18 protein-coding genes are annotated in these 18,876 nt (G+C 55.4%); 17 read left to right on the top strand and 1 reads right to left on the bottom strand.

Annotated features, from left to right (window positions below; genetic code table 11):
- The 15 genes from VV869_RS10070 to VV869_RS10000 all read left to right on the top strand — a co-directional run.
- A partial coding sequence (locus tag VV869_RS10070) for an Hsp70 family protein (protein WP_337734812.1) occupies positions 1-1,049 on the top strand: 1,049 nt, incomplete at its 5' end.
- A 2-nt stretch (positions 1,050-1,051) separates the two neighbouring features.
- Complete coding sequence (fdx, locus tag VV869_RS10065; RefSeq protein WP_337734811.1) at positions 1,052-1,390, top strand: ISC system 2Fe-2S type ferredoxin; 339 nt, start codon at positions 1,052-1,054, stop codon at positions 1,388-1,390.
- A gap of 84 nt (positions 1,391-1,474) precedes the next feature.
- Positions 1,475-1,675 carry a Fe-S cluster assembly protein IscX gene (iscX, locus tag VV869_RS10060; protein WP_337734810.1) on the top strand — a complete coding sequence of 67 codons (201 nt, stop codon included), beginning with the start codon at positions 1,475-1,477 and terminating at the stop codon, positions 1,673-1,675.
- A gap of 450 nt (positions 1,676-2,125) precedes the next feature.
- On the top strand, positions 2,126-3,409 hold the full coding sequence (gene pepB, locus VV869_RS10055; protein WP_337734809.1) for an aminopeptidase PepB: 1,284 nt from the start codon (positions 2,126-2,128) through the stop codon (positions 3,407-3,409).
- Positions 3,410-3,487: 78 nt separating this feature from the next.
- Positions 3,488-4,765 (top strand): aminopeptidase PepB, encoded by a 1,278-nt coding sequence (pepB, locus tag VV869_RS10050; protein WP_337734808.1) that lies wholly within the window; start codon positions 3,488-3,490, stop codon positions 4,763-4,765.
- A 71-nt stretch (positions 4,766-4,836) separates the two neighbouring features.
- Positions 4,837-5,265 carry a nucleoside-diphosphate kinase gene (ndk, locus tag VV869_RS10045; RefSeq protein WP_337734807.1) on the top strand — a complete coding sequence of 143 codons (429 nt, stop codon included), beginning with the start codon at positions 4,837-4,839 and terminating at the stop codon, positions 5,263-5,265.
- Positions 5,266-5,498: 233 nt separating this feature from the next.
- Complete coding sequence (locus tag VV869_RS10040; RefSeq protein WP_337734806.1) at positions 5,499-6,620, top strand: bifunctional tRNA (adenosine(37)-C2)-methyltransferase TrmG/ribosomal RNA large subunit methyltransferase RlmN; 1,122 nt, start codon at positions 5,499-5,501, stop codon at positions 6,618-6,620.
- 77 nt (positions 6,621-6,697) lie between these two features.
- Positions 6,698-7,453, top strand: coding sequence for a type IV pilus biogenesis/stability protein PilW (gene pilW, locus VV869_RS10035; RefSeq protein ID WP_337734805.1), 756 nt, complete (start codon positions 6,698-6,700; stop codon positions 7,451-7,453).
- The gene (gene rodZ / locus VV869_RS10030) at positions 7,443-8,417 is read left to right on the top strand and encodes a cytoskeleton protein RodZ (RefSeq protein WP_337734804.1); all 975 of its coding nucleotides are present in this window, start codon (positions 7,443-7,445) and stop codon (positions 8,415-8,417) included. Before pilW ends, rodZ begins: the two co-directional genes overlap by 11 nt.
- 14 nt (positions 8,418-8,431) lie before the next feature.
- Complete coding sequence (gene ispG / locus VV869_RS10025; protein ID WP_337734803.1) at positions 8,432-9,547, top strand: flavodoxin-dependent (E)-4-hydroxy-3-methylbut-2-enyl-diphosphate synthase; 1,116 nt, start codon at positions 8,432-8,434, stop codon at positions 9,545-9,547.
- 101 nt (positions 9,548-9,648) lie between these two features.
- Positions 9,649-10,917, top strand: coding sequence for a histidine--tRNA ligase (hisS, locus tag VV869_RS10020; protein WP_337734802.1), 1,269 nt, complete (start codon positions 9,649-9,651; stop codon positions 10,915-10,917).
- 13 nt (positions 10,918-10,930) lie between these two features.
- Positions 10,931-11,542, top strand: a complete 612-nt coding sequence (locus VV869_RS10015; RefSeq protein ID WP_337734801.1) for a YfgM family protein — start codon at positions 10,931-10,933, stop codon at positions 11,540-11,542.
- 12 nt (positions 11,543-11,554) lie between these two features.
- Positions 11,555-12,712, top strand: coding sequence for an outer membrane protein assembly factor BamB (bamB, locus tag VV869_RS10010; protein WP_337734800.1), 1,158 nt, complete (start codon positions 11,555-11,557; stop codon positions 12,710-12,712).
- A gap of 179 nt (positions 12,713-12,891) precedes the next feature.
- Positions 12,892-14,385 (top strand): ribosome biogenesis GTPase Der, encoded by a 1,494-nt coding sequence (gene der / locus VV869_RS10005; protein WP_337734799.1) that lies wholly within the window; start codon positions 12,892-12,894, stop codon positions 14,383-14,385.
- Between the two features lie 76 nt (positions 14,386-14,461).
- Positions 14,462-15,349: an alanyl-tRNA editing protein gene (locus VV869_RS10000; protein WP_337734798.1), complete on the top strand. Its 888-nt coding sequence runs from the start codon at positions 14,462-14,464 to the stop codon at positions 15,347-15,349.
- Between the two features lie 241 nt (positions 15,350-15,590).
- Here the strand turns inward: VV869_RS10000 and VV869_RS09995 are convergent, their stop codons facing one another.
- Positions 15,591-16,595: a LacI family DNA-binding transcriptional regulator gene (locus VV869_RS09995; protein ID WP_337734797.1), complete on the bottom strand. Its 1,005-nt coding sequence runs from the start codon at positions 16,593-16,595 to the stop codon at positions 15,591-15,593.
- A gap of 229 nt (positions 16,596-16,824) precedes the next feature.
- On the opposite strand from VV869_RS09995, the gene VV869_RS09990 reads away from it, so the two are divergent.
- Positions 16,825-17,049 (top strand): zinc ribbon domain-containing protein, encoded by a 225-nt coding sequence (locus VV869_RS09990; protein WP_337734822.1) that lies wholly within the window; start codon positions 16,825-16,827, stop codon positions 17,047-17,049.
- A gap of 116 nt (positions 17,050-17,165) precedes the next feature.
- Complete coding sequence (locus VV869_RS09985; protein ID WP_337734796.1) at positions 17,166-18,779, top strand: ABC transporter ATP-binding protein; 1,614 nt, start codon at positions 17,166-17,168, stop codon at positions 18,777-18,779.
- Positions 18,780-18,876 lie beyond the last annotated feature (97 nt).

The following is an 18,876-nucleotide window of genomic DNA, read 5'->3' as shown; positions in this document are numbered from 1 at the left end:
ATGTTGCGACCGAAGCCAAAATTGCCCTGACCGATAGCGATACCACGACGCTGGATGTGCTGGGCTGGCAAGGGGAGCTTACCCGCGCGCAGTTCAATGACCTTATCCAGCCACTGGTGAAGAAGACGCTGATGGCCTGTCGCCGGGCGATTAAAGATGCCGATGTCGCGCTGGATGAAGTGATCGAAACCGTGATGGTGGGCGGTTCGACCCGCGTGCCGCTGGTCCGTGAGCTGGTCGGCAACTATTTCGGCAAGACCCCGTTAACATCGATCGACCCGGACAAAGTGGTCGCGATCGGGGCGGCAATCCAGGCGGATATCCTGGCCGGTAACAAGCCGGATACCGAGATGCTGCTGCTGGATGTGATCCCGCTGTCCCTGGGGATTGAAACCATGGGTGGCATGGTGGAGAAAATCATTCCGCGTAATACCACGATTCCGGTGGCCCGCGCGCAGGAGTTCACCACCTTCAAAGATGGTCAGACCGCGATGTCGGTCCACGTGGTGCAAGGCGAGCGGGAAATGGTGGATGACTGTCGTTCGCTGGCGCGCTTTACCCTGCGCGGTATCCCGGCAATGGCGGCTGGCGCGGCGCATATCCGCGTGACCTACCAGGTCGATGCCGACGGTTTGTTGTCCGTCACGGCGATGGAAAAGAGCAGCGAAGTTCAGCAATCGATTCAGGTGAAACCGTCTTACGGCTTGACCGATGATGAAATCACCACCATGATCCGCGATTCCATGACCCACGCGCAGGAAGACAAAGACGCGCGTGCGCTCGCTGAGCAGCGGGTTGAAGCGGATCGGGTGCTGGAAGGGTTAATTTCTGCCCTGGCCGCAGATGGCGATACATTGCTCTCGAAGGAAGAACGTGACGCGCTGGAAGTGGTCATGATGGAATTGGTTCAGTTGCGTCAGGGCGATAATCCGCGCGCGATTGAAGAAGGTATAAAGAAAACAGATAAGGCAAGCCAGGAATTTGCGTCCCGCCGAATGGATCAGTCTATTCGTCAGGCCCTGGCAGGCCATTCGATTGATGAGGTTTAGGCATGCCTAAAATTGTTGTATTACCCCACGAAGAACTTTGCCCGGAAGGTGCCGTACTGGAAGCCAAGACCGGTGAAACTGTCCTGGACGTCGCGCTGAAAAACGGCATTGGCATTGAGCATGCGTGTGAAAAGTCATGCGCTTGCACCACATGTCATGTGATCATCCGTGAAGGTTTTGATTCGCTGGAAGAAAGTGACGAGCTGGAAGACGATATGCTGGACAAAGCCTGGGGACTGGAGCCTGAATCACGTTTGGGCTGTCAGGCGAAAGTTGCCGATGAAGATTTGGTGGTGGAGATCCCGCGTTACACCATCAACCTGGCATCTGAAAACCACTAAAGCGTCTCTGATTGTCTGTCTGCCCTGCTCGGGGCAGACAGGCGAGCTACAATAGAAGAACGGCGACCACAAACAGGTATCAGCATGGGACTGAAATGGAGTGATTCACGTGCGCTGGCCATCGAGCTGGCCGAGCAGTATCCGGACATCGATCCCCGAACCCTTCGCTTTACCGATCTGCGGGATTGGATCCTCGCCCTCGAGCATTTCGATGACGACCCGCACCACTGCGGCGAGCGGGTGCTGGAAGCCGTGCAGCAATGCTGGATTGAAGAGGCGGACTAATCGCGTCGTCTCGCTTCGATCTTGCCCCTTCTTTTACCCATCCAGTCCCAACAGTGCCTGACAATACGATCTTGCTCTTAGTCCTGATGTAAACAGCTTGTTTCTTTGGTGATACCTAGGCAGAGTACCAATCATTCTGATTTTTTGGTTTTTTTTGAAATGATTAACCAAGTTCCAGGCAAACTTCGCAGAACATCGCATTTTGAAGTTGTTTGGACAAAAGAGGCAGATCGATTGGTCTGCTTTGTTGTGATTGGGCTCGCCATTCCCTTGTAATACCTGACAACGCCCCCATAATCTCAGCTATATACGGTAACAGTGATGTCATCGTTTTGTTACTGCGTCTGCTTGGCGCGGGTGAAGTCAGCGTATCTGCTGGTGCGTCCGACAATAGGGTTTTGCCACACCGCAATGGACGGGTGGTGAAACACAGAACTCAAGGAGTAATTCATGTCTGCCAATATGTTTGTTTTTCTTTCCCGGGAAGCTGCCGATGAGAAGTGGGGCAACAATGCCCTGCTGACGTTTAACACCGAAGGCGCGGTCGTGCACCTGAACGGAAACCAACCGCTGATCGCTATCCAACGCGCCGGCCGCAAGCTGGACGGCCAGGGGATTAAGCAGGTGACATTGGCAGGTGAAGGCTGGGATTTGGAAGCGATTTGGGCATTCATCCAGGGTCATCGCAATGCCAAGCCAGGCAACGAAGTGAGCTGGAGCGGATTGAGCGAAGCCGATGAAGCAGAGCTGCAAGCGCGTCTGACCGCAACCGAGTGGGTCCGTGAGATTATCAACCAGCCGGCTGAAATTGTCCGTCCGTCACAACTGGCCGCTCGTGCCGGTGAATTCATCAAATCGCTGGCACCGGACCATGTCACGTACAAAATTATCAAAGGCAATGATTTGCTTGATGAAGGCTGGAATGGCACCCATACGGTCGGCCGCGGCTCTGCGTGTTCGCCGGCGATGCTTCGCCTGGACTATAACCCGACCGGTGATGCTAACGCACCGGTCCACACGTGCCTGGTCGGCAAAGGGATCACCTTTGACTCGGGCGGTTACAGCATGAAGCCGTCGGCCGGGATGTCGGCGATGAAAGCGGACATGGGCGGCTCGGCACTGGCGACCGGCGGTCTGGCGCTGGCGATTGCCCGCGGGACCAACAAGCGCATCAAGCTGATCCTGTGCTGTGCGGAAAACATGGTTTCGGGCAACGCGTTCAAACTGGGCGATATCATCACCTATAAAAACGGGACGACGGTTGAAATTCTGAACACCGACGCCGAAGGACGCCTGGTGCTGGCGGACGGCCTGATCTACGCCAGCGCGCAGAAACCGAAGCTGATCATTGACTGCGCCACTCTGACCGGGGCGGCGAAAAATGCCCTGGGCAACGATTATCATGCGCTGCTGAGCTTTGATCAGGCGCTGTCGCAAAAAGCCCTGAAGGCTGCGGCGGCTGAAAATGAAGGCCTGTGGCCGCTGCCACTGGCAGAAAACCACCGCGAGATGATGCCATCCAGCTTTGCCGATCTGTCGAATGTCTCCATGGGTGATTTCATGCCGGGAGCCAGCACCGCCGCTGCTTTCTTGTCGTACTTTGTCGACAATTACCAGCAGGGCTGGATGCACATTGATGCCAGCGGCACCTACCGCAAGAGCGGCAATGACATGTGGGGCACCGGAGCGACCGGGATGGGCGTACGGACCCTGGCGAATATCATCTGCCAGTAAGCGTCGAATCGACATGGAATCAATCGCAGGGCACCGTCTGCAGGTGGTGCCCTGCATCGAAACAAACAAGGGTAACCAATGTTAACAGTGCAACTTTCGGCAGAGCCGAGCAATGGCGTATGGGGCAGCAATGCGCTGATTTCTTATCAGGGCGAGAGCGCGACCATTCATTTCAGCGGTGATTTCCCGCTGCGACGGATCCAGCAGGCAGCGCGTCAGCTACAGGCTCAGGGCGTGACCCAGGCGAGCCTGGAAGGCGAGGGATGGAGCTATGAGCGTCAGTGGAGCTTTTACTGTGGTTTTGCCGCCACTTCAGTGCCGGTCGCACTGAAGTGGGCGTCTATCGACGAAGATGAACTGGAGTTGCTCAATGCCCGTCGCCGCAGCAACGACTGGGTCCGTCAAGTGGTGAATGCCACGCCGGAAGAGATGTATCCGGAAAAACTGGCTGCAGAAGCGATTGAATATCTGTCTTCGATTGCCGGTGACAAGGTCAGCCACGAGCTGCTGATCGGTGAGCAATTGCTGGCGCACGGTTGGATCGGGACCCACAGCGTGGGCCGTGCCAGTAGCCGTCCGCCGGTGATGCTGACCCTGGACTACAACCCGACCGGCAATGCTGATGCCCCGGTCGCAGCTTGTCTGGTCGGTAAGGGGATCACGTTTGACTCGGGCGGTTACAGCCTCAAATCAAGTGAAGGCATGGTGTCCATGAAGTGTGACATGGGCGGTGCGGCAACGGTCACGGCGGCGTTGGGCTATGCGATTGAGCAAGGTTTGCGTCAACGTGTGAAGTTGATCTTGTGTTGTGCAGAAAACATGGTGGCCGGTAACGCTTACAAGCTGGGAGATGTGTTAACGTACAAGAACGGGTTGACCGTCGAAGTCGTCAATACGGATGCGGAAGGACGCCTGGTGCTGGCGGACGGCTTGATTGCGGCCAGTGAAACCCAAGCGCCATTGATCATCGATGCAGCGACCCTAACCGGGGCAGCCATGATGGCCGTCGGCACGGACTATAATGCGCTGTTCTCGATGGATCGTGAGCTGCTGTACAAGGCGCAGCAGTTGTCTGAGCTGGTCAATGAGCCGGCCTGGCCGCTGCCGCTGGAGAAATGGCATCAGGGTAACTGCCCGTCACACTATGCGGATACGGCGAACAGCCGGGCGCAAAAAGGCGGCGGCATGGGTGGCGCGTCGAACGCAGCCGCATTCCTGTCCCGTTTTGTCGATACAGAGCAAAGCCGCTGGATCCACTTCGACCTGGCTTCTTGTTTCCGGGATGCACCGGACAGCCGCTGGGCGGCCGGGGCAACGGGTCTGGGTATTGCAAACATTGCGGCAATGCTGTTGTAATGGGGAAAGCAGGCCATGAGCGCCTGCTGACTCACCTGACAGTGATGAACTGATTCAAAGGAACAACAATAATGACAACTGAAAGAACACTCTCGATTATTAAGCCTGACGCTGTACAACGTGATTTGATTGGTGCGATTTACCAGCGCATTGAAACGGCTGGTCTGAAGATTGTGGCAGCGAAAATGCTGCATCTGGATGCGGCCAAAGCCCAGGGATTTTATGCCGAGCATGAAGGCAAGCCATTTTACGACGGACTGGTTGAGTTCATGACCTCCGGGCCGGTGATGGTACAGGTCCTGGAAGGGGAGAATGCGATTGCCCGTTACCGTGAGCTGATGGGTAAAACTAACCCGGAAGAAGCCGCGTGCGGGACCATCCGTGCCGATTATGCCGAGAGCATGCGTTTCAACTCCGTTCATGGTTCTGACAGCCCGACGTCAGCGGCACGCGAAATTGCGTATTTCTTTGCCGATGATGAAATTTGCCCGCGCGGCTAAGCGTGTGGTTAAATTTTAGTCGCAACAAGTGATTAACGGGAAGCCTTGGCTTCCCGTTTTATTTTCCTGTCGAAAACAGCTGCTTCACTACAATATCCTTAGGGTTAACAAGTGGAAACCGGGATGCAAAGGCTGTACAATTTCGCGCCTTGAATCGTCCTGTTCCATGCAACCCCCCTACACTTGGTTGCCAAGGCGCATCAACAGTCATTTTTTTTGTGAGGCAACAACCGATGACAACAGTCAAAACTAATCTGCTGGATTTCGATCGCAAGGGTTTGCGTCAGTATTTCGCCGACGAGTTGGGCGAGAAAGCATTCCGTGCTGATCAGGTAATGAAGTGGATTTATCATTTCGGTTGTGATGATTTCGATCAGATGACCAACATCAACAAGAAGCTGCGCGAGAAACTCAAGCGGGTGGCCGAAATTCGTGCGCCGTATGTGTCGGAAGCGCAGCACTCACAAGATGGCACGATCAAGTGGGCGATGCGTGTCGGTGATCAGGATGTTGAAACCGTGTATATCCCGGAAGATGATCGCGCCACCCTGTGTATCTCTTCCCAGGTCGGTTGTGCCCTGGACTGTAAATTCTGTTCAACGGCTCAGCAGGGCTTTAACCGTAACCTACGGGTGTCGGAAATCATCGGCCAGGTATGGCGTGCCGCCAAAGAAATTGGGGTTGAGAAAGAAACCGGTCGCCGTCCGATCACCAACGTGGTGATGATGGGCATGGGTGAGCCGCTGCTGAATATGAAAAACCTGATCCCGGCGCTGGAACTGATGCTTGACGATCTGGGCTTTGGCCTGTCGAAGCGTCGCGTGACCGTCTCGACCTCCGGGGTCGTTTCCGGCCTGGATCAGATGACCGGCAAAATTGACGTGGCGCTGGCGATTTCTCTGCACGCACCGACGGACGAACTTCGCTCTGAAATCATGCCGATCAATGATCGCTGGAATATTGATGATTTCCTGGCATCGGTGCGCCGTTACATCGCTTCTTCTAATGCCAACCGCGGCCGGGTGACGGTAGAGTATATCCTGCTGGATCATGTCAACGACGACATGGAACACGCCCGTCAGCTGGCGCACACACTGCGTGATACACCAGCCAAGATTAACCTGATCCCGTTCAACCCGTATCCGGGTTCGCCGTATAAAAAGCCGAGTAACTCCCGGATTGACCGCTTCATGAAAACTCTGATGGAGTACGACTTCACCGTAACCGTGCGCAAGACCCGCGGCGATGATATTGATGCGGCGTGCGGACAATTAGTGGGAGATGTGATTGATCGCACGAAACGAACGCTGGCCAAACAGGCAAAAGGTGAACAAATCCCTGTAAAAGCAGTCTAATAGCCGGGTGCTTCGCAGGTAGGGCTCCGGTGGTTTGTACCGGACCGTGAAGCGCGTGGATATCAGATGGGGATGTTATGGTACGATGGATTGTGTACCCGTTATTGTGCGGTGTGCTGGCTGGCTGTGTCACGATTGATGAAACAGGAAGCCTGCAACGTGTTGATAACATTGAAGCTTCTGAGGCCAGGGTCACCCTTGGCCTGAATTATTTAAAAGCTGGGCAATGGCAGCGTGCCCGTGATAATCTTGAAAAAGCCCTCGACTTTGCCCCGAACTATGATCGGGCTTTGGGCGCTATGGCCTATTATTATCAGCAGGTTGATGAGCCGGAGGCCGCAGAGGCGATGTATCGTCGGGCATTACGTCAGTCGCCGAAAAACGGTGACATGCAGAATAATTATGGTGTGTTTTTGTGCAGCCAGCAGCGTTATGATGAGGCGATTGCGGCATTTGAAAAAGCGCTGAAACAACCCGATTATCATCAGACTTCGGCCAGTTACGAAAATGCCGCGTTTTGCAGCCTGAAAAACGGCGCCGGACAACAAGCCAGAGATTACTTTTTGAAAGCTCTGGCATACGATCCACATCGTCCGAAGTCTATCTTGCAGCTGGCACGGCTGGAGATGGATGCGCAGAATGTGAAAGAAGCGCGTGCCAGACTGTTAAAGTTTAATCAGCGATACGGTTACCAGGCAGACAGCTTGTGGCTGCTGTACCAGCTTGAACTTCAAGCGGGACGCCCGGACACGGCGGCGCAGTATGTTGAACTGCTTGGGCAGAAGTATCCAAACTCACAGCAATATCAAAAATATCTAGCCAATGAATACTGAACAGAACGAAGAGATCTCAACAGAGGAAGTCATTCGCCCGGGGGATATGCTACGTCAGGCGCGTGAGCAGCTTGGTTATTCACAGAAGGATATTGCCAGCCGGTTGAGGCTGCGCCTCTCGGTGATCAATGACATTGAAGACAATAAGTTTGAACAATCGCAACTGGCCACGTTTACACGTGGCTATGTGCGTTCTTATGCCAAGTTTGTTGGCCTGGATGAGCGAGAGGTCTTAGCTCGTCTGGATCAGGAAGGGCATGCTCAGCCCGAAAACCATGAAATGCAGAGTTTTTCCCGCCGGACGAAGCGGGAGGCTCATGATAACCGGATTATGCGCCTGACCTGGGTCCTGGCCATCGTGATTATCGGCTTGACGGGGGTTTGGTGGTGGCAGAGCCTGCAAATGGAGCCGGATGCTCTGGAATATGCCGAGCAGCAAACTCAGCCGCTGGATGAGAGCCTGGCCGGTGCCAATGGCGAGAGCAGTCTCGATGCTGAAATGGCCGGGATCGACTATGAAGAGCCGGTGTTGACGGAAACGGGAAGCGCCTCGGATCTGATGGCTTCTGAAGCCGTCACTCAGGTTGAAGAGCCGGTGCCGGTCACCAGTTTTGACGAACCATCGATGCCGGTGGTGACAGAAGGTGAAGCTGGGGAGCTGGCTGATGCTCAGGCGGCATCCACCGCGCAGGAAGCCGAGCCGGCTCGGGTGATTGATGCGATGTCGGCCGATCTGCAACTGACCTTCAGTGGTGACTGCTGGATCGACATCCGGGATGCCAATGGCAAGCGACTGGAAAGCGGGATTAAAAAATCCGGCGATGTGCTGAGTTTAGAAGGCGCAGAACCCTATAAGCTGGTGCTAGGTGCGCCAAGTGTTGTTAAAATTAGCTATAAAGGTGAGCCGGTTGATCTGAGTCAGTACCCGGCCGGAAAAGTCGCGCGATTCAAGCTGCCGCAGTAAACAGAGTGAATGTAATGCATAACGAGTCTCCAATTAAACGTCGCCAGTCTACCCGGATCTATGTCGGGAATGTTCCGATTGGCGATGGTGCCCCTATTGCTGTTCAGTCGATGACCAATACGCGTACAACGGATGTCGACGCGACGGTTGCGCAGATCAAAGCGCTGGAAACGGTGGGGGCTGATATTGTTCGTGTCTCCGTCCCGACCATGGACGCGGCTGAAGCGTTCAAGCTGATCAAGCAACAGGTCAATGTTCCGCTGGTGGCGGATATTCATTTTGACTACCGGATTGCGCTGAAAGTGGCGGAATACGGCGTCGATTGCCTGCGGATCAACCCGGGCAACATCGGCCGTGAAGACCGGATCCGTGCCGTGGTTGACTGCGCGCGTGACAACAACATCCCAATCCGTATCGGGGTGAACGGCGGCTCGCTGGAAAAAGATCTCCAGCAGAAATACGGAGAGCCGACGCCGGATGCGCTGGTTGAATCGGCGCTACGCCATGTCGAAATTTTGGATCGCCTCAACTTTGACCAGTTCAAAGTGAGTGTGAAAGCGTCGGATGTGTTCCTGGCGGTAGAATCCTACCGCAAACTGGCGCAGCAGATTAAGCAACCGCTGCACCTCGGGATCACCGAGGCCGGCGGTGCCCGCGCCGGTGCGGTGAAATCTGCAGTCGGTCTTGGCATGCTGCTGGCGGAAGGCATTGGGGACACTTTGCGTGTTTCTCTGGCCGCTGATCCGGTCGAAGAGATCAAAGTCGGGTTTGATATTCTCAAATCGTTGCGCATTCGCTCGCGCGGGATCAACTTCATTGCCTGTCCGACCTGCTCCCGCCAGGAGTTTGATGTGATCGGGACGGTCAACGAGCTGGAGCAACGCCTGGAAGATATCACGGTTCCGATGGACGTGTCGGTGATCGGTTGTGTGGTCAACGGTCCGGGTGAAGCGGAGGTGTCGCACATGGGCATCGCTGGCGGTAACCGCAAGAGTGCCTTCTATGAAGACGGCGTTCGTCAGAAAGAGCGGTTCGACAACGATAACGTGATTGACCAGCTCGAAACAAAAATCCGTGCCAAGGCTGCGATGCTCGATCTGAACAATCGCATCCAGATTACGGAAAAATAGAGAAATACCCGAAATCACACCCTGAAACCGGGGTGTGGTTTCTTATTTCCGCAAGAACCTATATATTCAACTCCATTCCCCATCGATTAACGAGAATCAACGTGGCGAAACAAATTCAAGCTATTCGAGGCATGAACGACTGCCTCCCATCGCAATCTCCGCTTTGGCAAAAAGTGGAAACTACCATTAAACAAGTTGTGAGCGCATACGGCTACAGCGAAGTCCGGATGCCGATCGTTGAGTCGACCCATTTGTTTAGTCGGGCCATCGGTGAAGTGACGGATGTAGTTGAAAAGGAAATGTACACCTTTGACGACCGCAATGGTGACAGCCTGACCCTGCGTCCGGAAGGTACAGCCGGCTGTGTTCGTTCAGGGATCCAGAACGGCCTGCTGTATAACCAGGAGCAGCGTCTGTGGTATACCGGCCCGATGTTCCGCCATGAGCGTCCGCAGAAAGGCCGCTACCGCCAGTTCCACCAGTTTGGGGTGGAAGTGTTCGGCCTGAATGGCCCGGATGTCGATGCGGAACTGATCATGATGACGGCACGCATGTGGCGTGAGCTGGGGATCGACAAGCACGTTCGCCTGGAGCTGAACTCGATTGGTTCACTGGAAGCCCGTGCGAACTACCGTCAGGCCCTGGTGACTTTCCTTGAGCAATATGTCGAAGTGCTGGATGACGACTGTAAACGTCGCATGCACACCAACCCGCTGCGCGTGCTGGATACCAAGAACATGGCGATCCAGGAAATTCTGCGCGATGCACCGAAGCTGTCTGATTACCTGGACGAAGAATCTAAGCAACATTTTGCCGGATTGTGTGAACTATTAGACGCTGCGGGTATCGAATACCAGGTAAATGAACGTCTTGTGCGTGGTTTGGATTATTATAACCGCACCGTATTTGAGTGGATCACCGAGAGCCTGGGCTCCCAGGGCACGGTTTGTGGTGGTGGCCGCTACGATGGCCTGGTGGAGCAACTGGGCGGTAAAGCGAGCCCGGCCGTCGGGTTTGCCATGGGCCTGGAGCGTCTGGTGCTGATGATGGAAACCCTGGAGCTGACCGATGTGCGCCGTCCGGTGGACGTGTACATGGTCACCGCTGGCGAAGGTACTATGATGGCCGGCATGAAACTGGCTGAGAAGCTGCGTGAACTGGTTCCGGGCCTGCGTGTGATGACACACTTTGGCGGCGGGAACTTCAAGAAGCAGTTCAAGCGTGCGGACAATGTTGGCGCGGCGGTGGCGCTGGTGCTGGGCGAGAATGAAATTGCCGATCACAGCGTGGTGGTGAAAGATCTGCGGGGTGGCGAGCAAATCACCATGTCACAGGACGAAGTGGCAGCGAAGCTGGCAGAATTGATTTAAGAGAGGACAGGAAGTGGACGTCAACATCACAGAAGAACAGCAGGTCGAACAGATCAAAGCATGGTGGAAAGAAAACGGTAAAGCCGTGATTCTCGGTGCCGTTATTGGTCTGGGTGGCCTGTGGGGCTGGCGCTACTATCAAGGTGAAATCCAGGCCGCGAAAGAGCAGGCTTCGGAAGCCTACACACAGGCAATCACCAGCCTGGAAAGCAACCCTGAAACCAGCGTTGCACTGGTTCAGGCGTTTATCACTGAACATGAAAGCAGCCAATATTCCGTGCTGGCGGCCCTTCAGCTGGCCAAATCTCTGGTTGACCAAGAGAAACTGGATGCTGCGGCCGAACAACTGAGCTGGGTGATTACCCATACTCAGGATGAAGCCATTCTGCCGATTGCCCAGACGCGTCTGGCCCGCGTGCATGCCCAGATGGGACAACATGATGCGGCGCTGGCTGAGCTGGATAAAGTGACGGCGCAAGGCTGGCTGGCGAAAGTGGCTGAACTGCGTGGCGATATCTTGCTGGAGAAAGGGGATACCACCGCTGCCCGCGAAGCTTACGTTCAGTCGCAGCAGTTGGGTGCATCACCGGCACTGCAGATCAAACTTGACGATCTGGCACAGTAAAGGTTGAGACGTATGCAGAAGGTATGGAAGCAAGCCGTCTCAGTTGCCCTGGCGACCGCATTATTGGCTGGTTGTGCCGGTGAGGAAGATACCATCCAGATGGCCCCGTTGCCGAAGGTTGAGAGTGCTTTCACACCGCAGTCACTCTGGTCACAGTCTGTCGGAGAAGGGGTGGGACACTACTTCTCCGTCCTGAAACCTGCCGTGGGTTACGGCAAGGTGTTCGCAGCGGACCGGGACGGCGTAGTGAAGGCGCTGGACCCGGCAGACGGCAGTGTGCTCTGGGAGCAGGATCTGGAAGCAGATGTGACAGCCAAACTGGCTGGCGGGATTTCCCTTTCCTACGGCAAGCTGTTTATCGGCTCTGAAAACGGGGAAGTCATTGCCCTGGATGAAGAGACGGGCGAGATCGCCTGGCGCACACCGGTTGAAGGTGAAGTGCTGGCGAAACCTTTGGTCGATGAAGGGCTGGTGGTTGTCAACACCGGTCGCGGCGTGCTGCAGGCCCTGGATGCGGATACCGGTAAACCGGCCTGGCAACTGAGTAGTGAAGTCCCGAATTTGACCCTGCGCGGTGACAGCGCCCCGGTATCGATTTCCGGTGGAATTTTCTGGGGGCAGGCCAATGGCCGTCTGGCTGGTGCGCTGATGAATACCGGTCAGATGCTGTGGCAACAGCCGATTGGCTCACCGAAAGGCGGGACCGAGATTGATCGCCTGGTGGATGTTGATGCTGCGCCGGTGATTGCCGGTGATCGTCTGTACGCCGTGGGATATAATGGCAACCTGGTGTCGATTGAATTGCGAACCGGGCAGGCCGCCTGGAAACGCAGCTATTCTTCGGCCAAAGATTTTGTGATTGACGGCAGCCAGTTGTATCTGGTGACCGAGCAGGATCATGTGGTGGCAGTCGATATCCGCAGTGGTACGGAACTGTGGCAGAATCCGGATCTGGAATACCGGCTGCTCAGTGCCCCGGCGTTGATCAACGGTTATGTGGTGTTGGGCGACAGTGAAGGCTATCTGCACTGGCTGGATCCGATGAGCGGTGAGTTTGTTGCCCAGCAGCAGACCGATGGCAGCGGTATTGCTGTGCCGCCGGTTGCTCTGGAAGATGGCTATCTGGTGATCACCCGTGACGGCCGAATGAACAAAATGCAAATGCCTTAAATTGCCGCTATAATACGCGCCAGAATAAATGCCGGCTCCTGCTGTGGTCTACAGTCAGGAGCCGTTATCGTTATATCCATTCGCTATATTATTGTCGGATGAAGGGGGCCAAAGGGCCGCTGGAGGCAAGAATGAATGGAAAAATATGTCAGTAAGACTATGAAAAGTAAGAGGTAGTTATGATTCCTGTTGTTGCCCTTGTCGGGCGCCCGAATGTGGGTAAATCGACGCTATTTAACCGTCTTACCCGGACTAGGGATGCGCTGGTTGCAGATTTTCCTGGCCTAACAAGGGATCGTAAGTACGGTAAAGCTGAGCTCGAAGAGCACGAATTTATTGTGATCGATACCGGCGGTATCGACGGCACCGAAGATGGTGTGGAAACTAAAATGGCAGAGCAGTCGCTGGCCGCGATTGAAGAAGCAGACGTGGTGCTGTTTCTGGTCGATGGCCGCGCCGGTCTGACGGCCGCGGATGAAGCGATTGCCAAGCACCTGCGCAGCCGTGACAAGCCGACGTTCCTGGTGGTGAATAAGATCGACGGGATTGATGCCGACAGCGCCAGTGCCGAGTTCTGGCAACTGGGGATGGACGCCATGTACCAGATCGCCGCAGCCCAGAACCGTGGTGTGACGGCGCTGATGGAGCGCGCACTGGCTCCGTTTGCCGAAACGCTGAAGGCGCAGGCTGGTGAAGGGGAAGAAATTGCGATCGAAGATCTGACTTCGGTTGAAGATATCGAGAAAGCCAACCTGTCGGAAGCGGATGCGGAAGCGGCGTATAAGCGTCTGCAGGAGCAGCCGATCAAGATGGCGATTATCGGCCGTCCGAATGTCGGCAAATCGACCCTGACCAACCGGATCCTGGGTGAAGAGCGCGTGGTGGTGTACGATATGCCGGGAACCACTCGCGACTCGATCTACATCCCGATGGAGCGTGAAGGGCAGGAGTACGTCCTGATCGATACCGCCGGAATTCGCCGTCGTAAGAATATGCACCAGGCGGTTGAGAAATTCTCGGTGATCCAGACCCTGAAAGCGATTGAAGATGCCAACGTGGTGCTGATGGTGATTGATGCGCGGGAGAATATCTCGGATCAGGACCTGAGCCTGCTGGGCTTTGCGCTGAACGCCGGTCGTTCGCTGGTAATTGCAGTCAACAAATGGGATGGTCTGGATAACGAAGTCAAAGAGCGAGTGAAATCAGAACTCGACCGCCGTCTGGGCTTTGTTGATTTTGCCCGGATCCACTTTATTTCGGCGTTGCACGGCACCGGTGTCGGCCACCTGTATGAGTCGGTGAAGGAAGCTTACCAGTCTGCAACCAAGCGGATCAGCACCTCTATGCTGACGCGTATCATGCAGATGGCACAGGACGATCACCAGCCGCCGATGGTGCGTGGTCGCCGGGTGAAACTGAAGTATGCTCACGCCGGGGGCTATAACCCGCCGATCATCGTGGTCCACGGTAACCTGGTGCATGAGCTGCCGGGCTCGTACAAGCGGTATCTGATGAACTATTACCGCAAGTCGCTGGAAATGATGGGGACGCCAATCCGGATTCAGTTCCAGAGCAGCGAGAACCCGTTCGAAGGCAAGAAGCAAAAACTGACCATTTCTCAGGAACGTCAGCGCAAGCGTCTGACTACAGCCCTGAAGAACCGAGACAAGTAACAGTATCCCGGTGTGAAAACCCAGCTTCGGCTGGGTTTTTTATACCCGAAATTCGAGACTATTTAGAGGAGAGTGCATGTTTCCCGTGACCGCAACCCGCGTCCTGTTTGCCGATCATCAAACTCAGGCTCCGGCGACCCTGCAAGCTTGTGTTGCCGCCACTTCTGGCGGTACCTGGCTGGTCACTGATCAGACCCCGTTTCATCCGGTAAGCCATATCTGGCCGGATCATCCGGCAGATCGGGGCACGTGTGATATTGCCGGGGTGCCTTATCCGGTGATCGGCTGTTATACCGGCGCCGTTGAGCTGGCCTCTGGTCAGCTGTTTGTCGATCAGGCGATCCCGGTGAAGCGCAGTGAGCCGGGGTGGGTGTTTGTGGTGGTGCACCGGATCGCCGAGACCGTGACAGCCCAGCCGGGTGAGTCGGCGTTGCTGCAGGTGGATGCGACCTACCAGCAGGCTCTGAGCCGGGGTCACAGCGCCGGCCATTTGTCATCTCTGGCCCTGAATCAGGTGCTCCACCACGACTTCTGGCGTAAAGATGCTTCTCGCAAAGACGAGCTTGGCCATTATGACTTTCACGGGTATGCGCAGACGCAAAGCCGGGTCACTGAAGATTGCAGTACCGATACCTACCGGCTCGGCAAGACCCTGCGTAAGCGCGGTCTCAATAGCGCCGATTTGATCCAGCAACTGGATGTCGTCGCTGAGCGGGTCAATATGTTGCTGGAAACCTGGCGGCAAGGCGGCGCGGCGGTCACGATGCGTTGCGAAGGTCCGGCTCTGACGGATTCGCGCTATTGGCAATGTGAGCTAATCCCGGGGAGCCTGATCACTATCCCTTGCGGTGGCACGCATGTTCGTTCGCTGGCGGATTATGCCCGTATCACGGTCAGTTTTGAGCTCAAGGGAGAGCAGGAGTTGGTGATGATCACTCGGACGGCAGCCGCCGATGAATCTTGACTCCCTTCAGCGGACCGATAGAAAACCGAATTTTTTCGAGGCGAGCAGTCCGGAAATGTTGGGGATTTCCGGTTCAGAACCGCTGGTTTTTGGGGTTGATCTGATTTTAGGTCCTGCTTGATCTTTAGCATTCTACCGGAAGTGTAAGATGATTATCCTGCCTGAAATCCAAAAACAGAATATGTAACTTATGCTTTCGGGATGTGTATTGATAAATGTTCTTTTGGGTGCAGATCGCTGATCACGATGGCTTTTGAGGTTGATCAACCGATTCGCGAAGGATCAGCTTACCCGAAAATAAGCGGACAGGGCTGATCGGGTCGCCCTGAACCAAGCGCAATGCCTGCTCGACGGCGGCCTGTGCCATGGCTTCGATCGGCAGCATGATGGTCGTCAGGCTGGGGATGAGGTAGGCGCCGGCCGGATCGTTATCAAATCCCAGCACGGAAATTTGCTCAGGCACCCGGAAACCGGCTTCATGCAGCGCGCGAATCGCCCCCATGGCCATGTTGTCATTGGCGGCAAACAGCGCGCTGAAATCACAGCCGCTGGCCAGTAAACGTTGGCAGGCCTGATAACCACTGGCAGTGAAGTAATTGCCGTGTTCAACTGCAACCGGACTGAGCTGGTGGCGGGCGAGGGTGTCCTGAAATCCCTCCAGCCGCAGCCGGGAGTTCGAGGAATCCGGCGGCCCGCTGATGTAGGCGATCTGCCGGTGCCCCTGAGCAAACAACAACTCGGCTGCTTCACTGGCGGCTTCGTATTGCCCGAAACAGACGCATTGGGCCTCAAAGCCTTCGACCATTTGGTTCATCACCACCAGAGGCACCGACAGGGTGGTGATGAGCTGCTTTAATTGATCCATCGGCATTTGCCGGGTGTAGAGAATGACCGCATCGACCTGGCGCTCCACCAGGCTGGTGATGGCCTGGAGCTCAGATGCCTGGTTGTGGCCGCCATCCATAATGATCAGTTGCTTGCCGGCCTGACTTGCGGTCGCGGAGGCCTGTTGCAACAGGCTGCTGAAATAGGCCCCTTCGAAGGCAGACACCACCAGTCCCAGCGTATGGGTCCGTTTGCTGGCCAAGGCCCGGGCCAGGCTATTGGGTTTGTAGCTCAATGTCTGCATCGCCTGATAGACCGCTTCCGCCGTCGCAGGTTTGACCTGCCCGGTATTATTGATCACCCGGGAGACGGTGGCTTTGGAGACACCGGCCAGTTTACAGACGTCGTTAATGGTTGCCATGAATGGATCGTTTCCTGCTAAAAAGACGGAGGTAAAGGCTGACGGAAGAACCTGTGTGCCTATTGTCTGCGAAGATCCTCGGGCAGATCAACCCGGATCCACCTGAGATCAGTTATTGCGCTGAAGCGCAGGGGCTCGCAAAATTGTCGTCAGGGGCCAAGGCCTGTGTTTGTGATGTGAACGGCATGGCTGACCTGAGACGCGCTGCATGATGAAAGGAGAGAAGATGATGCATGAGAATACCTGCCCAAGCTGCCAGCACCCGCTCAGCTGGAAAGAGAACGGATATTACTGTGATCACTGTCGGCACCCGGTGCAGAAGCGGGCATTTTGCCCGGACTGCGAGCAGGAGTTGGAGACGTTGAATGCCTGCGGGTCGGCCAGTTATTTCTGTCCGCAGTGTAATGAACTCAAATCTAAATCCCGGGTACGGATTTGTTTTGAGCTGACCTGAATTGAGGTGCTCTGAATTGAGCTGATCTGCGTCTTTCCCGATTACCGGAGGGTTGAATGTTCTTGATTTTTGTTGATAATGATTATCATTAAATTATCAAGGAAAGGATGATGGTTATGGATTCAGCGGCGCCGCTATTGCAGGTCAGTCATTTGTCTGTGTCATTTACCATGGAAGATGAAACTGTTGCTGCGGTGAAAAATATTTCATTTCAGCTTGAGAAGGGCCAGACGCTGGCTCTAGTCGGGGAGTCCGGCTCCGGTAAGTCCGTTTCTTCCAGCAGTATCATGGGCCTGTTGCCGGCCAATGCGACGATTGCACCCGGGAGCTCGGTTCGTTTTCAGCAACAAGAATTGCTCACGCTGAGCGAAAAGCAGCTGCGACGGGTGCGGGGCGATCGGATCGCGATGATCTTCCAGGAGCCGATGACTTCGCTCAATCCGTACATGTCCGTCGGCGAGCAGGTTGCGGAAGCTATTATGTGCCACCGTAAAGTCAACCGGAAGCGCGCAATGGCTGAAACGATAGCGCTGTTTGAGAAAGTGCAGCTTCCGGATCCGGCCAAGCGACTCGGTCATTACCCACATGAGTTCTCCGGCGGCCAGTTGCAGCGGATCATGATCGCCATGGCGCTCGCCAACAAGCCGGACATTCTGATTGCCGATGAACCGACCACGGCGCTGGATGTGACCGTCCAGGCTGAAGTGCTCAAGCTGCTGAAAGATATTCAGGCAGAAATGGGGATGGCGATTTTGTTTATCACCCATGATCTGGGCGTGGTGAAGCACTTTGCCGACGATGTCGTCGTGATGTGCAAAGGCGAAGTGGTTGAAACCGGCAGCGTCCAGCAGATTTTTGAACAGCCCCGCCACAGCTATACCAAGATGCTGCTTGATGCCGAGCCGAAAGCCCATGGTCCGGCCAATGCTGCCCCGGCAGAAGCTGTGCTGACGGCCGAAGATGTCCGGGTGCGCTATGTGCTGAAAACCAACTGGCTCGGGCAGGAAACAGAACATCTCGATGCGGTAAAAGGGATCAGCCTGACGGTGCGCCCCGGCCAGACGGTCGGTATCGTCGGTGAATCCGGCTCCGGCAAGTCGACGCTGGGCAGGGCGCTGATGCAGCTGTTGCCCTCGAGCGGCCGGATTGCGTTTGAAGGCAAAAACATTCAGGCGATGAGCAAGCAGGAGCGCTATGCCCTGAAGCAGAACATGCAGATGGTCTTCCAGGACCCATATGGTTCGCTGTCGCCGCGGATGACCATCGGGGAAATTATCACCGAGCCGCTGACGGTGTTTACCACGCTGACCAAACCGGAACGGATGCAGCGCGCCCGCCAAGCGCTGGAAGAAGTGCGGCTGGATCCCCACTGCATCAACCGTTATCCGCATGAGTTCTCCGGCGGCCAGCGCCAGCGGATTGCGATTGCCCGGGCGCTGATTATGGAGCCGAAGTTTATTCTGCTCGACGAGCCGACCTCGGCACTGGATCGCTCGGTTCAGCTCACGGTGCTTGAGCTGCTGAAAGATATCCAGCAGCGCCATAACATCGGGTATTTATTTATCAGCCATGATTTGTCAGTGATCCGGGCGATTTCCGATGAAGTGATTGTGATGCAGCGCGGCGAGGTGGTTGAGCGGGGCACGGCGCAGCAAGTGTTCGATGCACCGCAACAGCCGTATACCCAGCGCCTGATTGATGCTTGCATGCTGATTGATGAAGCCGCCTGAATCAGGCGATTTGTCGGTAACATTCAGAAAAAAGAAGCCAAAAACGCCGCAATTGCGGCGTTTTTTGAACGGGAACTTTTTGATCGGGTACGCAGCG

This window comes from Photobacterium sp. MCCC 1A19761 (assembly GCF_037389125.1).
Lineage (GTDB): Bacteria > Pseudomonadota > Gammaproteobacteria > Enterobacterales > Vibrionaceae > Photobacterium.
This window is presented reverse-complemented; position numbering and strand designations above follow the sequence as displayed.